Origin of the sequence: Paenibacillus silagei, assembly GCF_017874735.1 — a bacterium.
Lineage (GTDB): Bacteria > Bacillota > Bacilli > Paenibacillales > Paenibacillaceae > Paenibacillus_AQ > Paenibacillus_AQ silagei.
Window position 1 is genome coordinate 558,690 of the sequence record NZ_JAGGLV010000001.1, and the last position, 17,928, is coordinate 576,617.

14 protein-coding genes are annotated in these 17,928 nt (G+C 51.7%); 4 read left to right on the forward strand and 10 right to left on the reverse strand.

The window, feature by feature from the left end; all coding sequences use genetic code 11:
* Nucleotides 1-63: 63 nt before the first annotated feature.
* A complete protein-coding gene (locus J2Z70_RS02340) occupies nucleotides 64-3,615 on the forward strand; it encodes a DUF3289 family protein (protein ID WP_209868874.1) in 3,552 nt (1,183 codons plus the stop codon).
* 27 nt (nucleotides 3,616-3,642) lie between these two features.
* Entirely contained in the window at nucleotides 3,643-4,146 is a 504-nt protein-coding gene (locus J2Z70_RS02345; protein ID WP_209868875.1) for a hypothetical protein, read from the forward strand.
* An 80-nt stretch (nucleotides 4,147-4,226) separates the two neighbouring features.
* Here the strand turns inward: J2Z70_RS02345 and J2Z70_RS02350 are convergent, their stop codons facing one another.
* Nucleotides 4,227-6,338 carry a TerD family protein gene (locus J2Z70_RS02350; RefSeq protein WP_209868877.1) on the reverse strand — a complete coding sequence of 704 codons (2,112 nt, stop codon included), beginning with the start codon at nucleotides 6,336-6,338 and terminating at the stop codon, nucleotides 4,227-4,229.
* A 517-nt stretch (nucleotides 6,339-6,855) separates the two neighbouring features.
* Here J2Z70_RS02350 and J2Z70_RS02355 point away from each other — a divergent pair.
* Nucleotides 6,856-7,257 (forward strand): RidA family protein, encoded by a 402-nt coding sequence (locus J2Z70_RS02355; RefSeq protein ID WP_209868878.1) that lies wholly within the window; start codon nucleotides 6,856-6,858, stop codon nucleotides 7,255-7,257.
* Nucleotides 7,258-7,364: 107 nt separating this feature from the next.
* On the opposite strand, the gene J2Z70_RS02360 is transcribed toward J2Z70_RS02355, so the two are convergent.
* Together J2Z70_RS02360 and J2Z70_RS02365 are read right to left on the reverse strand one after the other, a co-directional pair.
* On the reverse strand, nucleotides 7,365-7,571 hold the full coding sequence (locus J2Z70_RS02360) for a helix-turn-helix transcriptional regulator (RefSeq protein ID WP_209868880.1): 207 nt from the start codon (nucleotides 7,569-7,571) through the stop codon (nucleotides 7,365-7,367).
* Between the two features lies 1 nt (nucleotide 7,572).
* Nucleotides 7,573-7,890, reverse strand: a complete 318-nt coding sequence (locus J2Z70_RS02365) for a DUF6442 family protein (protein WP_209868882.1) — start codon at nucleotides 7,888-7,890, stop codon at nucleotides 7,573-7,575.
* Between the two features lie 505 nt (nucleotides 7,891-8,395).
* Between J2Z70_RS02365 and J2Z70_RS02370 the strand changes: the two genes are divergently transcribed.
* Complete coding sequence (locus tag J2Z70_RS02370) at nucleotides 8,396-9,187, forward strand: hypothetical protein (RefSeq protein ID WP_209868884.1); 792 nt, start codon at nucleotides 8,396-8,398, stop codon at nucleotides 9,185-9,187.
* Between the two features lie 55 nt (nucleotides 9,188-9,242).
* Here J2Z70_RS02370 and J2Z70_RS02375 read toward each other — a convergent pair whose 3' ends face one another.
* From J2Z70_RS02375 to J2Z70_RS02405, 7 genes are read right to left on the reverse strand one after another with little or no spacing between them, the layout of a single operon-like run.
* On the reverse strand, nucleotides 9,243-11,753 hold the full coding sequence (locus tag J2Z70_RS02375; protein ID WP_209868886.1) for a hypothetical protein: 2,511 nt from the start codon (nucleotides 11,751-11,753) through the stop codon (nucleotides 9,243-9,245).
* Nucleotides 11,754-11,777: 24 nt separating this feature from the next.
* Complete coding sequence (locus tag J2Z70_RS02380; RefSeq protein ID WP_209868888.1) at nucleotides 11,778-12,866, reverse strand: HAMP domain-containing sensor histidine kinase; 1,089 nt, start codon at nucleotides 12,864-12,866, stop codon at nucleotides 11,778-11,780.
* Nucleotides 12,859-13,557, reverse strand: a complete 699-nt coding sequence (locus tag J2Z70_RS02385; RefSeq protein ID WP_209868890.1) for a response regulator transcription factor — start codon at nucleotides 13,555-13,557, stop codon at nucleotides 12,859-12,861. Before J2Z70_RS02385 ends, J2Z70_RS02380 begins: the two co-directional genes overlap by 8 nt.
* Before the next feature lie 23 nt (nucleotides 13,558-13,580).
* The gene (locus J2Z70_RS02390) at nucleotides 13,581-14,900 is read right to left on the reverse strand and encodes an ABC transporter substrate-binding protein (RefSeq protein ID WP_342592977.1); all 1,320 of its coding nucleotides are present in this window, start codon (nucleotides 14,898-14,900) and stop codon (nucleotides 13,581-13,583) included.
* Nucleotides 14,901-14,950: 50 nt separating this feature from the next.
* Complete coding sequence (locus tag J2Z70_RS02395) at nucleotides 14,951-16,111, reverse strand: efflux RND transporter periplasmic adaptor subunit (protein WP_209868891.1); 1,161 nt, start codon at nucleotides 16,109-16,111, stop codon at nucleotides 14,951-14,953.
* 46 nt (nucleotides 16,112-16,157) lie between these two features.
* Nucleotides 16,158-16,988: a carbohydrate ABC transporter permease gene (locus J2Z70_RS02400; RefSeq protein ID WP_155991258.1), complete on the reverse strand. Its 831-nt coding sequence runs from the start codon at nucleotides 16,986-16,988 to the stop codon at nucleotides 16,158-16,160.
* Nucleotides 16,989-17,047: 59 nt separating this feature from the next.
* Nucleotides 17,048-17,914, reverse strand: a complete 867-nt coding sequence (locus J2Z70_RS02405; protein WP_209868893.1) for a carbohydrate ABC transporter permease — start codon at nucleotides 17,912-17,914, stop codon at nucleotides 17,048-17,050.
* Nucleotides 17,915-17,928: the final 14 nt, after the last annotated feature.

The following is a 17,928-nucleotide window of genomic DNA, read 5'->3' on the forward strand; positions in this document are numbered from 1 at the left end:
TACACTCCAAGATCTTACATATTATCCACCACATTAGCGATCATATAAGGAGGAACGGCAGCAATGTTCAAGACAAGGATCATGAAACGAAGCTTCATCTTATTTGCCATTCTGTTATTGGTATTCTCTTCTCTTCAGCTCAGGCCCGCTCTAGCTCAGGAAGACACGGGCGGCAGGCAGGAAACAACGTACACAGGAGAGGGGTACGAGGTAATCTACACAATTTCCTCCCAGTGGGAAGGCGCCTTTAACGCAGATGTTACGATCAGGAATACGGGTAACCGGACGCTGGAGAACTGGAGTATTGGTTTTACATCCCCTTATGAGATTACGAATATCTGGAACGGACAAGTACAGTCCTACGAGAACGGAGTTTATACCATCAAGAATGCAGGCAGCAATCAGGACATTCCGGTGGGTGGCAGTGTGAATTTCGGCTTCACGGCTTCATTTGAAGGAGAGCTTCAGCTGCCTGTAGCATTTGAGATGCCGGGTGCGGAACAGATCGTACCGGCGGGGCAATACGAAACAAGCTTCAAGGTAACAAGTGATTGGGAGAGCGCTTTTAACGGTGAGATTGCCATTAAGAATACATCGCAGTCAACCATAGAGGATTGGACGCTGGAGTTCGATTATGACGGGAACCTGGACCGGTTCTGGACGGCTGAAATTACCGGGCATACCGGCAATCATTACGTTATACATAATGCGGGCTATAATGCCAATATTCAGCCGGGCGAGACTCTGATCCTGGGCTTCTCCGGGAACCCGGGGAATGTGTCAAGCGAACCTTCGGGCTATCAACTGACGCAATTCTCAACCCGGAAAGTGACACCGGAGCCTGAGCCGGGCGGGGTCTCCGTGCAGCTTGATACGTACAGTCTCCAGCTTCAGAACAGTCCGGAAGGTGATTATTACTTCCTGAACTCCAAGATGGACAAGCTGACCGGAACGCTGAGCGGGGCATCACAGGTCAAGGCATTCACTTATGAGATTACGGATAAAAATAAAGCAGTCCTCCAGCAAGGGACAATCCCTGTAAGTGCGGCGTGGTCTGCGGAAGGAATCGGGCTTGGCATCGGATACAATCTGCTGAAGCTGCGCGCACAAGTTCAAGATGGGACTGAAGTGACCCAAGAGTATATTATCGTGAACTTCGACGAGAGCAATCTGGATAACCTCGGGATTGACCGGGAGAAGGACAGCGATAATGACGGAATTAGCGATTACTATGAGGAGCATTATGGCCTCTCCGCTACCAGCAAGGATACCGACGGCGACGGGTTAAGCGACCGGGATGAGCTGCTCGTGCTGAAGCTGAATCCGCTTGAACCGGACAGTGATAAGAACGGGACTGCTGACGGTGATGAAGACTACGACAAGGATGGATTAACCAACCTGGAGGAGCTGATGCTGGGCACCAGCCTCATCAGTGAGGACAGTGACGGCGATGGCCTGACGGACGGCGAAGAGGTCCATAAGCACAAGACCGATCCCCTGAAGGCCGACACCGATGGCGACGGACTCTCTGACGCCTGGGAACTCAAGATCGGAAGCGACCCGCTTGTGCCTGAGACGAAGTTCGCAAGAACGCTCAAGGCAGAAGAAGCAGGGGGCCAGGCTGTGCCAAGTGTGGCCGTGGAAGGGATCACTGCGGAGCAGGTAGACAGCTTGTCTGTCCAGCCGGTCCAAGATGGCATTCTTAATGATATAACCATCCCCGGGTATATTGACCAGGGCTATAATTTCTCCATTAATGGAAGCTTTGAGAAGGCGACAATCTCCTTTGAGTTTGATAAAAGCTTACTGAGTCAGGCAGGCTTTGTGCCGCGGATCTACTATTACAATGAGGAGTCGCAGCTATTCGAAGAACTGCCGGATCAGCGGGTCGCCGGGAATGTGGTCTCGGCCGAGACGGCTCATTTCTCCAGGTACATTCTGCTGAATAAGACGGTATACGACCAGGTCTGGCAGTATAAGTTCCTGTATGATGAGGGGCAGGAGCATTATGCCGGGATGGATGTCGCCTTTGTCATTGATTCCTCGGGCAGTATGTCAGACAATGACCGGAACAATGTGAGAATCAGCGTTACCCGGCAGTTTATTGATCTGCTGACGGACAGTGACCGCGGGGCTGTGGTTGATTTTGACAACTATGCTACGGTATTATCCGGCTTCACTTCAGACAAGGCCGTGCTGAGTCAGGCTGCGGGGCGAATTGATGCGAACGGCGGAACAACTCTGAGCAGCGGGATTGCCAGTGCGATTAGTCTGTTCACCGCCGGCGGCAGAACGGATGTCCTGAAGTACATTATTATGCTTACCGACGGGGAAGGCTCTTATGACACCGCACTGACCAAGCGGGCTGCCGACCAGGGCATCGTCATATATACAGTGGGCCTGGGGAGCAGTATCTCGACCAGTGTGCTGACCAGCATGGCTCAGGGCACCGGCGGCAGCTATTATCATGCAAGTAATGCCAGCCAATTGTATGGGATCTTCGATACCATTGCCGAGACTTCCGATCTGTATAAGGATACAGACCAGGATGGCATCAGCGATTATCATGAGAAGGAGATGCAGGCCGGAAGACTGCGTGTTGGTACTGGCGGTGCGGCAATAAGGTTGAATTATCTGGATGCAGACAGCGATAACGACGGGCTTAAGGACGGGCAAGAGATCCGTATTGTTAAATCCGGCGACAAGGTCTACGCCTATTTGTACTCCAATCCCAACCTGGCCGATACGGACGGCGACGGCTTGAACGATGCGGTGGACAGCAGAAGACTGATTCCAGATGTAAGGGAGGCCCTGATCCTTCAATCTGATAACAGAGAAGGAATTCTTAAGAAAGCACCGCAGGGAACTTCCCCAGTCTCCGATGACCTGACGTTCAATGACTACACTTATTTTGAGTTACTCAAGCTGGACCCGGTATTCTCGGTGGCCAGAATTACGCCCGAGTCCATGATCTGGGGCGAGATGGCTCTTCTGTTCGTTGTCGGCAAAATAGGTGCAACGGATGATATGAAATTCGTTCTTGGCGATCTGATCTCAACGTTCAAATACAGCAAAACCATTAATGAGGGAACCTCGGTAACCCTTGGCGACACCTTCGATACCAGCAAATATATCAAGTATCATAACAGCCAGCTGGATAATGCCGTCATCACGGACGCCAGCACCCAGAACTATGTACAATTAATCAAGAATTTTGTTGTGCAGGAGCTGCGCAGTAATAACGGTGATCTGTCCAGACTAAAATTTGATCCGAACAGCAACCGGAATGTGGTGTATAGTTACGTGAATCAATTCCCGACCAGCCCGTATCCGGTATTTACGGAGAAAAGCAATCTGTCGTTATCTCTGGCTATCCATGCCTTCCATGGTCATAATATTACCATTAAGGACTTCAACAACAACGGAGGTCAATTCAGCGGCAAGCTGGTGTTCCATTTCTACGATCATTTCGGCCTGGATGCTGATGATGAGATTAATAATCCGGGATTTGTGGACTGGTTCACTTTGCAGCACTACGAACGGTTCAACGGCAAATATGTACCTTTCATTACAACGATTGACTACGAGCTGCCTTTTAGCGGCTCCGTTAACTAATTTCAATGGATCAGGCAGGTGAAGCTATTGAGTCGCAGGACACGAGTCTTACTTGGCATTACCATTATACTGTTGCTTGCAGCGGCGGGCTTCATCATCATGTACGACCCCTCCATGGCGAAATATAATATTTTCCGGGAGCACCGCGCGCAGTTTGATGCTGTGAAGTCGGAGACCCTGCTGCTGATGGACAGCCTGGATGAGCAGAGCGATATCGGGAATACCTTCATCTACTCCAATAATCGTAATACCACCTCTCCGTTCCATGACAGTGTGAATACAGAATTGCAAGACAAGATCCGGCAGATCGCTGCATGGTCTGGGGACAGCCTGGACTTCGTGCGTTACAGCAGGCAGGACGGAAAGCCGCTCCTCAGGTTCATATTCGACTGGGAAAGGGAGCATGGCGCGACCTATCATATCGTGTATTGCGCAAGTCAGAGCATGGTGGAGCAGGCCTATGCAGCAGAGCCGGTTAAGTATAAGCTGACTCCACTTGCAGACGGCTGGTACGGGATCGAGATAGAATAGTTTTTAGAAGAAGGGGTGTCCCACGCCATATCATGGCTGAGACACCCCTTTCTTTTGAACAAACCGGTTGCCCGCTCTGCTCACACCACATATTCGGCCATAATCTGCTCGATGTGGTACGGAGTCACTCCCTGGTCTACCGAGAATACGGTATCGGCCTGCTGTGGGGATGCGGCCAGTTCACCTCGGGCCTTGGCGTGCAGCGTGAACAGATCATACAGATCGAGCTTCTTCAAGGAGGTCATCGCCTTCCCGATGATCACCATCCCCTTCTGGTTCCCTTCCACGTTATTCACATGGAACGGATCTCTGGTCAGGGACAAATCTGTCCAGATCACGGTCCGCTCCACCAGATCGAGTATCACAGGAATGGCGAGTTGGGTATCCGCCGTGACATCAATCTTGTTCGACACCGTGGCTGGCTCATAGATTTCACCGGACCCCGGCTTCTTCCGCATCATCCACCCCGTGAAGCACTCCGGCAGATTGCAGTACGGCTGTCCTGTGAAGGAATGTAGAGTCGCCACTACATACCTTCCGCCATACTCAACAATAGAAGGAATATGCAGATCAATGAACTCACTGGCCCCGTAAGGCGCCGTTACAATATCCCCGCTATGGACAGCATGATATTGTGCCGAGCGCAGATTCGTATAAGAGATATGTTCGACATAATTCCAATTCTTATCATACATCACTGCGGACAGGTCAATATCCACGCGGCCTGTGGAGGTACCGTCCATCTTCCCTTCCTTCCACCAGCAGAAGAAACGGACCGTGTTCCCTTCTTCCAGCGGAATCCGGCTTCCCCGTACCAGAGTATGCAGTGCTTTGCTGGCTGACCGCTGGGAGAACGGCACAAGATAGTCCTTCAGACGCTCATCCACATATACTTTTCCCAAGGAGGGCCGGACAGCGAACCGTGCCACCAGCGTCTGCTCGCAGAGATCCACAATATCCCGGCAGTCTTCTTCACTGATCTCCGGCAGAGTATTAGGAGTGGCCCAGGCTTTGGCGACATTTCCCTTGGGAAAAAACACCCTAAGCTCCGGCAGCTCCCGCTGTCGCGCGAAGTAGCTCTTCACCTGCAGCAGCACCGGGGTCGATACCTGGTCTGCCACTTCTGCGAAGGCCATCACCACGTACTCCGGCTCGCGGGTCATCCGCAGCAGCTTCGCCAATCTTCGTGCGAATTCACCCGGACGCTTCGCCAGCAGATCCAGCGCCGTCCACATCTGGTGATACTGAAGGGCAAGCTCCACACTTCCGTTAAAGGTCGTGAAGGCTTTGTTGTTGCGCAGGATATCAAAAGCTTCCTCACAGCGCTTATACCGCTGTTTATATTCAGATGGATGCAGGATCTCGCCAAGACGAATCCAGCGCTCCCTGTACCTTAGCATATCCTCGGTGATCGTCTGACACCGCTCCAAGAGCCCCAGCAGCAGCCGGCGTTCACTACGCTTGAACTTGCGGAAGCGGGTGGCCGCTGCCAGACTGACATCGCCCTCCGACCAGGCCACCGCCAGCCGCAGCACATCGGTTGCTGTCATGAAATAGGGGCTTATTGTGGCTACATCCGCCTTATCATGCCTAAGCAGCGAGGCTGCCACGAATCCGGCATTCTCCTTGAACGGGATCTCCTGCGGCAGGAGTTCATCCAGTTCTTCGTTGGCTGTATTCGCAATCACAGCATCGATATCCTTCTGATCCTCTGCCGAGATCGAGCCTCTGGCCTCCATCAGCTGGCGGATTAGGGTGCGGAACTCCGTGATGCTCCCCAGGTCAATGACCTTCAGCTTTACCTGTTCCTCAAGGGGCGTTCGCTGCACGGAATCAGCATATGGAAGCTCCCAGGTGTAATAATGGAACATCGCATTGAAATACAGCTCCGCTTCATCCTCCTGCATGACCTGCTCCGGGAACCCTGGATACATCGGTGCATAATGCACATGCGCGCCAACCATCCGTCTTACATCGGCAATCAGCGGATAATACAGCTGCTCGAAGGCCTCGCGGGGCAGCTTCTGGACCGCCCGGAACAAGGCAGGCGACAGGGTATATCCAAGCCCCTGCAGATTGCGGAGGGCTGCGGCCAAGTACCCCTTCGGTAGCTTCTTCGTGTCAGCAGCATCAGGTGTATGTTTCAGCATTATTTTGCCTGCTCTACGCAGGTAGATTCGGTTAATTTGCATAGTAAAAGTGTCCAGGAGAGCCGTATCCCTACTCGGTTTCAGTCCATGGGTAGAAGGAAGGAATACAATAGCCTGGACGCCTCCTCTCTGAGTAAGCATCCTTCAGGAGAGCTGCGGCCCTAATTCATCCAATTGAGTAGAAGGAAGGACCGCAATAGCCTGAAGATCTCCCGGCGATCTTGCCGCCGTTTGATGAATCCATCATCGCACACGGTCCAGCGGGCCAACAGGGCGGAAGTATTACGACAGAGGGAAATTTTAACTTATAGCTCGTCCCGCACCTTTTCGCACCTTGTATTTTTGTTTTTCTTGAGGGTATGTTATCATTCATAAAGTAAGTTAAATTTTAAATGTTTAGGAGGGATACCTGATGAAAAAGAGATCTATTCAACATCTGTCTGCTGGAATCGGGTATTCGACTGCTGTTTTTTTCTAGAATTCATGTAGACGGGATAGGTCTGTCCAATATGAAGTAATACTATAAAAAACAGCCCATTTAAAAGGAGACTTATAAGCAATGAGCCTAAATAACAATGTCATTCAAAGATATAATCCTGAGAATATAGCCAAACCGGTTGGAAGCTACAGCCATGTCACTAAGATCAGCAGAGACGCTGAGATGTATGTCTTTTCCGGTCAAATCGGGATCGATCAGAACAACAATATTCCCGCAGATTTCAATCAGCAAGTAACCAATACGATAAGTAATATTGTCGACATCCTGTCTTCACAGCAGCTAACCCCGGATCATGTCATCAAAATCAACATCTGGGCGACGGAGGAAATCGATTGGGATCATTTCTATTCCATCTGGAATGAAGTGTTCGGCCCTACGCCTCCCTCCATGACCGTTGCCTATATCCAAGGATTAGGCCTGCCTGAATTGAAGATCGAATTGGATGTTTGGGCCGCTGGTTAGAGCGTAGCGTAAATTAATACACCCAAAACAAGCCCTAGAAGTATTCTAGAGGCTTGTTTTGGGTGTCAGAACCATTCCCTGTTTCCTTTGCTTTGCCCAGAAGCTCCTTAAAAGTAAAACATGTCTTCAAACTTTTTATCCAGTGCAATACATAGAATCAAAGCCAATTTTGCGGTGGGATTAAACTGTCCCGTTTCTATAGAACTTATCGTATTCCGTGATACACCCACCATTTCGGCCAATTGCGCCTGCGACAGATTAAGTTCACTTCGCGCTTCCCGCAGTTTATTTTTTAACACCAAATGCTCTGTCATCTTAATTTGTCACCCCGTTAAGATAGAGCACTAGAAAGGCAATACATACGATACATCCTATAACCGTTTTGAGTAAATCAATTTTTTTATGAGTCAAAGTATATATCCCCATACTTTCACTGCCCAGATAACCAAAAAACATCGTTACTAATGCATAGGTTGTTTCCAGATGGTTGTTATATAAATTAAACACAGCTAAAATGACAAACAGTATTAACATTCCCGTGACGCCGCTTTTTCTTCCTTTATGAAAAACAAATTCTCTGCCCTCGTCTTTTTTTTCTTCTCTGCTTTTCTCCAATATCTCTTCTTTATTCACAAAAATCCTCCTCCCGGATTGGCAAATCAACGCCAATAAAACTTGGCATGATTATTATAACGCGCCAAGTTTTATTGTCAAACCTAAAAAATCATAAATACAAAATTTTGTTGTTCGTGATTTCCCAAATTATATTTTTTTCCAATTAAGTGTAACTTTCCCCTTATGTCCTTCGTTTTTAAAGTTGAATCGAATCTTTTATTATTTACGCTTCTCAGAAAATATTATTTTAAATTTTACATAGGGGTAACAAAAGACAAGAGAAATATAGAAACAAATGTTCCCACTAGCACCCAATGCTTCTTAAAAGATAACTTCATGGTGCGCAATTGTCATTTATGGGTACGACACATTTGGAGGAAATGACTGGATTCAACATATGAACCCAAGTGGGGGTACAAAAACCTCCATGCTATACACCAACGTTAAAGGTGGCTCCAGCTACGATAGAACTTGGAGATGGGGACTTCATGGCTTCAACAAATATATTTAAGGAGGGATTTGCATGAGGAAAAAGATATTCCTGGCAAGTGTTGCCTCATTTTTGTTACTTCTACATTTACTCTCACCTATACAGGCCCAAGGCGTTGCAGAAGATGTGGTTTTTTTTGCCAATACAGAGGGCTTGAGCTTAATTAAAGAAGGGTTGTCTAAGGACCCCGAAGGATACGGTTATACCAATGAAACAGAGATAGGTGAAATTACTGTCGGTGAAGGAATGCAGATTCATTTCATTGATGGCGCAAAATTGATGGAAGCTTCTGACAGTCTACTTGAAACAGTAACTCCTCAGGAATCGTGGGAATTTCTTATTTTGTCGAATGGGGTACCCAAATCCAAGATGGTCATTCAAAAAGATTCAAACGGTTCTTATCAGGTTAACGAGTTCGGGGGAAATCCTGAAACCTTGGCTTATGCCATTCAAGCTCTGCAAACTGAGGGGAATGTGAGTGAGCCTACCCTTATCCGTGAGCGGGACGAATATATCGCTGCTTTCAAAAAAGATAATCAGGAGCTCATTATTGCCCCACAGCAGACCTCATCAACAGAATCAAAAGGATTAGGCAGCAATTCAGAACCTCAGCCACCGGAGCATTTAATAGATGTACTGCAATCCTTACAAAACGATTCATCAGAGGACGCCAAAGATGGTTCGGGAACTGTTGCTTCTGCATACAAAAATGATGATAGTAATCACTTACTACGACCTATTATGATAAGCGCTCTAATTGCACTAGCAGTCGTATTCATAATGTGGATCTACCTCAGAAGACGGAAGTCATCCAATCCAATATAAGAAAAACAGGCTGCTTTCCATCATTGGACAGCAGCCTGTTCTTTAATCTGCACTATCACTCCTCCTCCCCCTTCTTCGCCGCAGGCCGATCATACACCACAGCATAATTCTGGCTGCCCAGTAGTATCCGTTTGCCCTGGAACTCATCGTAAATATTCACCCGCACCGTTGCGCCGGTAAGGGACTTGTACGCTTTGTTGTTCAGCGGGAAGGACAAGCTGCCCGTGGCTCCCGCACCAACCGGTCCGTCTCCCAGAGGCAGAAGCTGCTCCGACGGCTGCCCGAACGGATCAATCAGCTCGGCCACCAGCTTATGCTCATTCGCCTCAGCAACATACTGCTCACTTCGGGTTAACCGGTAGTTCATCTGTACCTCTATGGACTCCCTGTCTTCAGGCATCGTGGCGGTCACCTGGTTCACGGACAGGGAGTACGGGAACAGGTCCAGCTTCTGAAGGGACGGCTGCGGAGCAGGATTGGCCGGACTCAGCCCCAGGCCCACGGTCTGGATGTAAGCGGTCGGCACTGCGCCGGGTGCGGTCAGCTTGCCTTCGGCGATGCCTTCCCCGAGGAAGAGGGTTAGATCCGACGCATTGATCTCCGGAGGAAGCTTGCTCCAGACGGTGACGAGACTCTTCTCTTTGGGGTTCAGGGCCGCGGAGGACTGCGAGATTACCGCCTCAAAATACTGTCGATCCGGGGTCCGGTAATAGCCTACCAGTTGCGCCGGCTGGGTCTTACGTAATTCCTCGTTGATCATCACCAGCTCGGTGTAGATCAGCTTGGAATCCGTGCCCGGATAGATCCGGCTCTGCCGCTCCAGAATCTCTGCCTTCTTCCCGGCCAGCTCCAGGCGGAAGGGTTCACCGGCCGCTACGGTTCTTAAGGTATTCTCCACCTGGCTGGTGAACAGCGTGAGGAAATTCGCCTGGGTCTCTTCCGAAGGAAACTGGAGGATCACCTTCAGCTTCGTCAGATTATAAGAATAGGGAAGGTTCCCCGTAATATACAGAACCGCTGTCTCCTGCGGGGCCAATTGGCTCTTGGAGCCTTCGATCACCATCTGCGAACTGCCGCTGATATCGAGATCCCCCGCCTTCAGCAGCGCTGTTAGCGCCGGGAGCTGCACATTCGTGGACCCTGAATTGCGGAGGCTGATCTTGGTCACGACCTGATCCCGGTCCGACCACGGCAGGCGTTCCACCGATTCCAGCTTCACCACGAAGGTACCCAGACTGTTCTGCACGGGGTACTCAGTCGCCAGCAGATGATTCGGCTGCAAGGAGTAGGGAATCTGATAGTAAGCCGCCGGGAAGGCGATCCGGCCCTCTTCGGCCGGCTCGTTCATCTGCAGCTGGAGCACTCCCTGATTAAGCTTCAGGGGCAGCTCTGCACTGAGTTCGACTACCCGCTCCTCCAGCGGCTTCAGACTCAGACCGGCCAGTGCCTTATTGCTGACCGGATAGCTGTACCCTTCGGCAGTCGTCAGGCTGAAGGGGTAGGCCGGAATCGTCACCGCTTGGTTGCCTGTGTTGCGAACCCGGAATTTCAGGCTCCATTTCGCCAGGTGATCCTCCGAATACACCGCCGCGCTTGCGAGCTGCGTCTCAATTGTATTGTTAGCAACCTTAAGCTTCGCGACGGCATTAGCGGGTACGGTGAAGTTGGGCGACTGTGCAGCAGGCAGCTTATACTCGGCCACAGGCAGGTTCAGCTGCAGCGCGCTGTCTTCCTGGACGAACTGCAAGGACATATTATCCGTCTTCGTATAGGAGGGAATGTCCGCCAGATATTGCACGGTCCGTTTCTCCTTGGGCTGAATCTGGTAATCGGCAGGGGCGGCATTCAGTTCAAATCTGGAGCCTCCCGAGGATATCAGATATCCCTTCAGGCCCGTTTCCTTAAGCACCTTGGTACCCGAATTGGCGAAGCTGATGCCCACCCTGGCATACACTTTTCCGTTAGCCTTAACGATCTGCAGGCTCTCGGCCTTACTGATCACCGGCACACCCGCCAGGACCAGCTTTTTGCTCTGCCCTCTGGCGGTGGCTACCGAGTAGGAACCCGGAATCGTGAACGTCCCCAGCTTCTTCTGGTAATTCACCTGGCTGAAGTCCCAGCCGAACAGGGCGATTCGGACTCCGGTTATTTTGGCAGCCTTACCCGCATTGACATAATACGTGACCGACTGGCTGCTATTAGCCGGAATGGATTTGACGGCAGCACTGTCTGTCACTGGCTTGCCTTGAATCACAGCGCCGCTTGAAGTGGTGACCTTGGCGAAATAATCGATCAGGCTTACATTGCTGCCCGTTCCGTTGTAGTAATTCAAGGTGTACGTGAGTATATTCCCGCTCTCCTGAGGCTGTAGCGCAGCGTTCAGCAGCTTCACACTCACGCCGCTTTTCAAGGAGACCGCCCCCAGTCCCTCCAGCGTGGACACGGCGGCTGTAGCCGCCTTTCCCGCTGAAGGCCCGGCCGCCGCATAGGCTCCGAAGGCGATGGACTGGCTGAGAACTGCCAGGCTTAGCATGGCGACAGCAAATTTTCTAGTGGTATGATTCATAATTCTCTCCTCCCTTAACTTCGCTTAAGCTTGCGGCAGCCGGACCTCGAACCTCGTCCGCAGCTCATTGCTCTCTACAGATAGGCTCCCGTCATGCTGCTCTACAATATTGCGTGCAATGAACAGTCCCAGGCCGGTCCCGCCCTCCTGATGTGTCCGTGCCCGGTCCCCCGAGTAATACATCTCGAAGATATGCGGCTGCTCCTCCGGCGGAATGGGATTTCCGTAATTGATGACCTCAACCGCTACTGCACCTGAATCAGGGCGGCTGTTAATATCAACATAACCGCCTTCCTGCCCGTAACGGGCGGCATTGGTCAGCAGATTGCCTAATACGCGCACCAGCAGATCCCCGTCCCCGTAGATCATTAGGCCAGGAGTCACATTCAGCCGGGAGGTCAGGCCATTATGCTCGAATAACGGGTACATCTCCTCGTTCAATTGCCGCAGCAATTCGGTAATATCCAGATATGTCTTCACCACAGGCAGTGTGCCATGGTTCATCCTGGTGATCTCGAACAGCCCGTCAATCAGCTTCTCCAGCCGCTGGGACTTGGTGAAGGCAATCGTCGCATAATGTCTGATCGTCTCCACTGGTAATTGCTCATCCCTCAGAATCAGATCCAAATATCCGAGAACAGACGTCAGCGGTGTACGCAGATCATGCGCCAGATTGACGACTAGCTGGTCCTTGCTGCTCTCAGCGAAATCACCTCTTTGTACGGCCTCCTGCAGCTTGGCTCCGGCCACATTCAGATCCTCTGCGATGGCGCTGAACTCATCCCTGGAGGCAATCCGCACCTGATTCTGGAAATCTCCGCCCGCCAGATGATGAATCCCCTTGGAAATCTCGTTAAGGTAGCGGATGTACGGCTTGGTGAACATGAAGAATAAGATCAGCATGATTGGAATGAACAGCATCAGAGACACATTGAAGTCTCCGATCCTGTAGATGAACCGGCGGATTTCCGCCTCCGGGTCCTCCCACTTCACCCCGGCGTAATAGAGCTGAAGCAGCTTGAAGATCCCGTAGGTGATCCCGGCAGAGAGCAGCATGCTTACGCCCAGTAACTGAACCAGTCTGGTTCTGAAGCCCCGGCTTCTCTTAGGCATTGAACGTGTACCCGACACCCCAGATGGTCTTGATGAACCGTTCCTTGTTCTGATCCTCTCCCAGCTTCCTGCGCAGGGTGCGGATATGTACCATCACTGTATTCCCGCTCTCATAGTACGCCTCGCCCCATACCTGCTGAAAGATACTCTCTGCACTGAACACCTGCTTCGGGTGGCTCGCCAGCAGATAGAGGATGTCGAATTCCTTCGGCGTAAGGTCAATCTCTTCTCCATACAGCGTAACGGTGTGCTGGTCAAGGGCGATGATCAGCCCGCCCAGCTCCAGAACCGAAGTCAAATGGGCACCCGGAGGCTGGCTGAACTGCAAGGAACGCCGCAGCTGGGAATTGACACGTGCCAGCAGCTCCATAGGGTTGAAGGGCTTAATCATATAATCGTCCGCGCCCATGACAAGGCCGGTAATCTTATCGAAGTCAGAAGTCTTGGCACTGAGGAAAATAATCGGCAGATTATGCTTCACCCGCACCTGGCGGGTGACCTCGTATCCGTCCAGCTTCGGCATCATAATATCCAGGATGGCCAAATCAATGGATTGGGACTGAATAGCACGCACGGCCGCTTGGCCGTCGAATACCTGAATGCAGTGATACCCTTCCTTCTGCAGATGCAAGGCAATCAGGTCGGCAATCTCCTTCTCGTCCTCTGCGACTAGAATCGTGGTTCGCTTCATACCGGGACCTCCCAGGCCTTGATCTATTCGTTGAGGTACGTAGTCGCCTTGTTCTGAATCAGCTTGGCCACATCCTCTGCCGTCTTCTGTCCGCTGAAGAAGGAGACCGCCTCTTCTCCCGCGATGTTCAGAATTTTGACATCCAGCATGGCGAAGTTATCCGCAGTATTCATCCTCTCTCTGAATACCTTGAATTGCTCGTCAGGCACACTTGCAGACTTGCCGTCTGGAAGCTTATACGTCCCGCCCTTCACTTCCTGCTGAAGCTCGCCAAGCTGCTTGTCGTTTACCGACTTCAGCAGGGAGAAGCCTTCTTCACGCTGCAGGTTCTGCACTTCCTCTGACAGCAGGAATTCCATGAACTTCCAAGCCTGTTCTGCCACCGGCGATTTGGCCTGGATCGAGAAGGTGGAGACCGGAATAATCCGCATGGTGCCGGAATTTCCGCTATGCGGCTTATCCAGCAGCTGCGGATTGGTAAAGTAAGCATACGGAACATTGACGAAATCAGCCGGGGTTTGCAGAACGGCGGAATAGAACAATTGATTATCGGCTTCCCCCGAGCCGGCGCTCATCACTCCATCGTCATACATCTCTTTAATCTGCCGCATCATAAATATGAAGGCAGGGGAATCGAATTTGGCTTTGCGCGCCGCAGCGTCTACGAACTGGTTATAGCCGTCCACGACCATCTCCTGAAGCAGCATCTCCGGCGGATACTCCTGGAGCGCGAAGCGGTGCCCGGACCCTGCCTTCTGCCCGGCTTCAATCACCGGTTTGGCAATACTGCTGAATTGCTGCCAGGTCCAGCTCTTATCGTCCACATTCGCATTCTTAAGCGCATCCCCGTCTCCAATGAAAGCTCTCAGATTGTACCCGGAAGGAATGAGATAGGTGCCCCCGTTCAGCTTCAGGGCGTTCAGCACATTAAGCTCCAGATTCTCCTGCTTCAGCGTTTGTGACTGCTTCAGGTAATCATCCATGTTCAGGAATAGCTGCTTGTTCAAGTAATCACTGACCGGCAGAGTGCTGGTCTCGTAAATATCGGCGCCTTTGCCCGAGAGCAGTGCCGTTCCGGTGCTTTTGATGTATTTCTCATAATCCTGCGCTTTTTCACCGATCGCCTTGTAAGCCTGCACCTGCAAGTCAATATCAGGGTAGGCTTGTTCAAACTTCTTCTCCAGCGCACGGTAGAACTCACTGTCCTGCCTAACCGATAATGTCAGAACGGTCTTGCCGTCTGTGCTTGGAGCTTCCGCGCTGCTCCCCGAACTGCATGCGGTCATCATCGTCGCAAAAGCAAGAATCATTCCCAGAAAGCCCATCTTCTTCTTCATCTTCATTCTCAAATACCTCCCAATAATTATTCGTAGAAAATGCCTTACTCCTATGGCTACTGCAGACGTACACGGTTCCCGTCCTGCAGGGGCTCGCTGCTCTCCAGAATAATCAGCTCATCCTCATACAGGTTATCCGTCTGGATGATGCTGTCTATGCCATTGGTTGTACTGGAGCGGATCGTAACCTCGCGGGCGATAAAGGTATTGCCCAGCGCCCCCCTCTGCTCCTCGATCTTATAGATATAGCTTCCCTCACCCAATTGGTGGATAACCTTATTGGATACGAGGAGTCCCTCCTCCCGGGAAGGCTTCTTCAGCTTAATCTGAACCTGCTCACCCCCCTTAAGCGACTCTTCATTCAGCACAATGAAGACATTCTTCTGCGCAATTTGCTCCACCCTGCCGTTCTCCTCAGCGGATGCGCTGTCGGTACGCGCCTGAGCGTCCTTGATCTCTGCAACCTTACCCTGCAAGGAACGGGCCTGCTGGCCCTGTGCCGGATGAACCTGCACCTCAAGCTGCTCCCCTAAGGTAACCCCGAGGCTGGATAACAGCTCCGCGTCCGCCGTAAAGCCGAACTGATACCCCTTAATGCTGCTCGACAGGACCAGATCCGCTTCCCCCGCTGACAGCATTCCTGCAATGGCATTCACCCGGGTGACCACCCCGTCGAAGGGTGCCGTAAGCTGCTGCTGCGCCGTTAACCGCTCTCTCAATCCGGCAATTTTCCGCGCCTGGGTGACCTGATCGACCTTGCCCGCTTCAATCTCGCGCCGGGCCTTGCGAATCTGAAGCTCATCGCCTTCCGTGTACGTCTGAATGAATTGATCCTGCAGCGTCTGCTGCGCGATCTTTTGCTTATCGAGCACCGCGACTTCATCCTTCAGCTCCGCTTCGGCGGCCTGGCTGTCATAGCGGATCAGTGTTTGCCCCTTCGTGACCCGGTCCCCCTCCTTCACAAGAACCTGCCGGACCTTCCAGCCGCTGGCATTCAGGAGCTTCGCTTCACTCACGGGCGTAAGCTTCCCGCTGCCCTCCAGCGTGAATTCGAGGCTCTTGGTCTGCGGCTTGACCGTGGTCACCTTGGGCAGGGTCAACGACTGCAGCGTATTGCTGAAGAAGGTGAAGAAGAGTAACACGCCCAAGAGCAGAAGGAAGGCTGTTCTGATGTTTTTTTTGCGCGTGCGGTCTGCGGGCACTCCTGTAGTCTTCATATTCCGTCTATCTCCTCCTGCCATTAAAATCCCTCACACACGAACATCAGCCCTTAATTCCTGACAGTTGAATCCCTTCGATGAAGTACGTCTCCGCATACAGAAATAGCAGAACCATCGGTGCCATGTAGATCATAGATGCGGCGAACGCCAGGCCCTTCTCGCTGCTGACATTCGATAAGTAGACGGATAAGGGCTGTCTGAGCGGGTCGTCCAGGAAAATAAGCGGCTGCTCCACCATATTCCAATAATCGACGAATAACAGAATCGTCAGAGCGGCCAGGCCCGGCTGGACCATCGGAACAATAATCGTATAGAAAATCCGCAAGTGTCCGGCCCCATCCATCTTAGCCGCTTCAATATAGGCATACGGGATATCCAGCATGAACTGCCTGAGCATGAATACTCCGAAGGCGGCAAAAATTCCGGGCAAGATAATGGCCCCTGGGCTATTTAATAACCCCAGCCGGTCAGCCATAATATAATTGGGCACCAGCGTGACCTGAAACGGCATCAGCATCGTCAGAACATAGACCAGGAACAGGAATTCCCGCCCCCGGAATCTCAGCTTGGAGAACGCATAGGCCGCGAGCGCGGCGATCACCGTCTGTCCGGCAATGATCGGCACCACCAGGAATACTGAATTCCAGAACATCGACAGGTACATCGGGCTGTCCATCAGCACCTTGCCATACTGCTCCAGGGAGACCTGATCCGGCAGCCATTTCAGATTGGCGAACGGATCGCTCCTGCCTTGAATGACAGGATTCATCTGTCCGATGGGGCCGTAATTGATCCCGATTTCGCGGCTGCTCATGAACGAATTGATGAGGGTCACCCCGATCGGGAACAGCATCAGGAGGGCAACCGCCCCCATCAGGACGGTTAACGTCAGCTTTTGTATGACTTTACCAACTGCCAAGACCTCTTTCACCTCTATTCCATATACCGCCGGTAGCGGCGTTCCATAGCGAACAATCCCAGCACGATGATCAGAATGCCGCCGACCATCAGGGTGGATGCAGCCGTCATCTTCTGGAGGTCGAGCGACAGGAACATGTTGTTCATATAATGCTGAAGCATATAGATACTGTCATGCGGGTAAGCTCCGGCAATCAGATACGTCTCCCGGAAGACCTTGAAGGAATTAATGACCGACATAATGACGACAAAAAACATCGTAGAGGTTAAATACACCAGCGTAATGCTCCGGAACTGCCTTAGACGGCCGGCCCCCTCAATCTGGGCGGTCTCGTAATAATCCTTCGGAATCTGCTGCAAGCCGGCCAGGAACAGGATCACGTTATACCCGATGTTTTTCCAGACATACATCAGCATGATTACATTCCGCGCAGCCTCCGTCTTCATCCAGTCCACCCGCGTCCGGCCGAAGCCGCTCAGCCAGGCATTAAGCACCCCGTTCCAGTCGAACAGGATCTGCCAGACCAAGATAATCGAGGCTACAGGCACGACCAGCGGGAGTACGTACGCAGTTCTCAGCCATTTCTGAAAATACAATTTCCTGTGCAGCAACAGCGCTAGTCCCAGCGACAGCACAATCAGCAGGGGAACACTCACCATACTGAAGTAGAGGGTATTAGAGGCCGCCTTCCGGAAGGATTCGCCCGCAATGACCTCCCGGTAATTATCCAGTCCCACATAGTGGCCCCCCACCGTGCGGTCCATGAAGGAGTAGAACAAGCCCATGCCGAACGGAATCAGATAAAACAGGGCAAACCCCGCCGCACTGGGCGCCAGGAATAACCATGCAATTGTTGAATCTTTACGGGCCCAATTCTTCAAGTCGCTCCCTCCCT

Excerpts from the sequence above, each read along its gene's own strand:
- J2Z70_RS02400 (WP_155991258.1), bottom strand. The coding sequence starts at position 16,988 with ATGGGGGCGGTTGCCCTCCTGATGCTGTTCCCGATCGGGGTGACCCTC.
- J2Z70_RS02375 (WP_209868886.1), bottom strand. The coding sequence starts at position 11,753 with ATGAATCATACCACTAGAAAATTTGCTGTCGCCATGCTAAGCCTGGCA.
- J2Z70_RS02395 (WP_209868891.1), bottom strand. The coding sequence starts at position 16,111 with ATGAAGACTACAGGAGTGCCCGCAGACCGCACGCGCAAAAAAAACATC.
- J2Z70_RS02370 (WP_209868884.1), top strand. The coding sequence starts at position 8,396 with ATGAGGAAAAAGATATTCCTGGCAAGTGTTGCCTCATTTTTGTTACTT.
- J2Z70_RS02340 (WP_209868874.1), top strand. The coding sequence starts at position 64 with ATGTTCAAGACAAGGATCATGAAACGAAGCTTCATCTTATTTGCCATT.
- J2Z70_RS02350 (WP_209868877.1), bottom strand. The coding sequence starts at position 6,338 with ATGCAAATTAACCGAATCTACCTGCGTAGAGCAGGCAAAATAATGCTG.
- J2Z70_RS02380 (WP_209868888.1), bottom strand. The coding sequence starts at position 12,866 with ATGCCTAAGAGAAGCCGGGGCTTCAGAACCAGACTGGTTCAGTTACTG.
- J2Z70_RS02390 (WP_342592977.1), bottom strand. The coding sequence starts at position 14,900 with ATGAAGATGAAGAAGAAGATGGGCTTTCTGGGAATGATTCTTGCTTTT.
- J2Z70_RS02360 (WP_209868880.1), bottom strand. The coding sequence starts at position 7,571 with ATGACAGAGCATTTGGTGTTAAAAAATAAACTGCGGGAAGCGCGAAGT.
- J2Z70_RS02385 (WP_209868890.1), bottom strand. The coding sequence starts at position 13,557 with ATGAAGCGAACCACGATTCTAGTCGCAGAGGACGAGAAGGAGATTGCC.
- J2Z70_RS02355 (WP_209868878.1), top strand. The coding sequence starts at position 6,856 with ATGAGCCTAAATAACAATGTCATTCAAAGATATAATCCTGAGAATATA.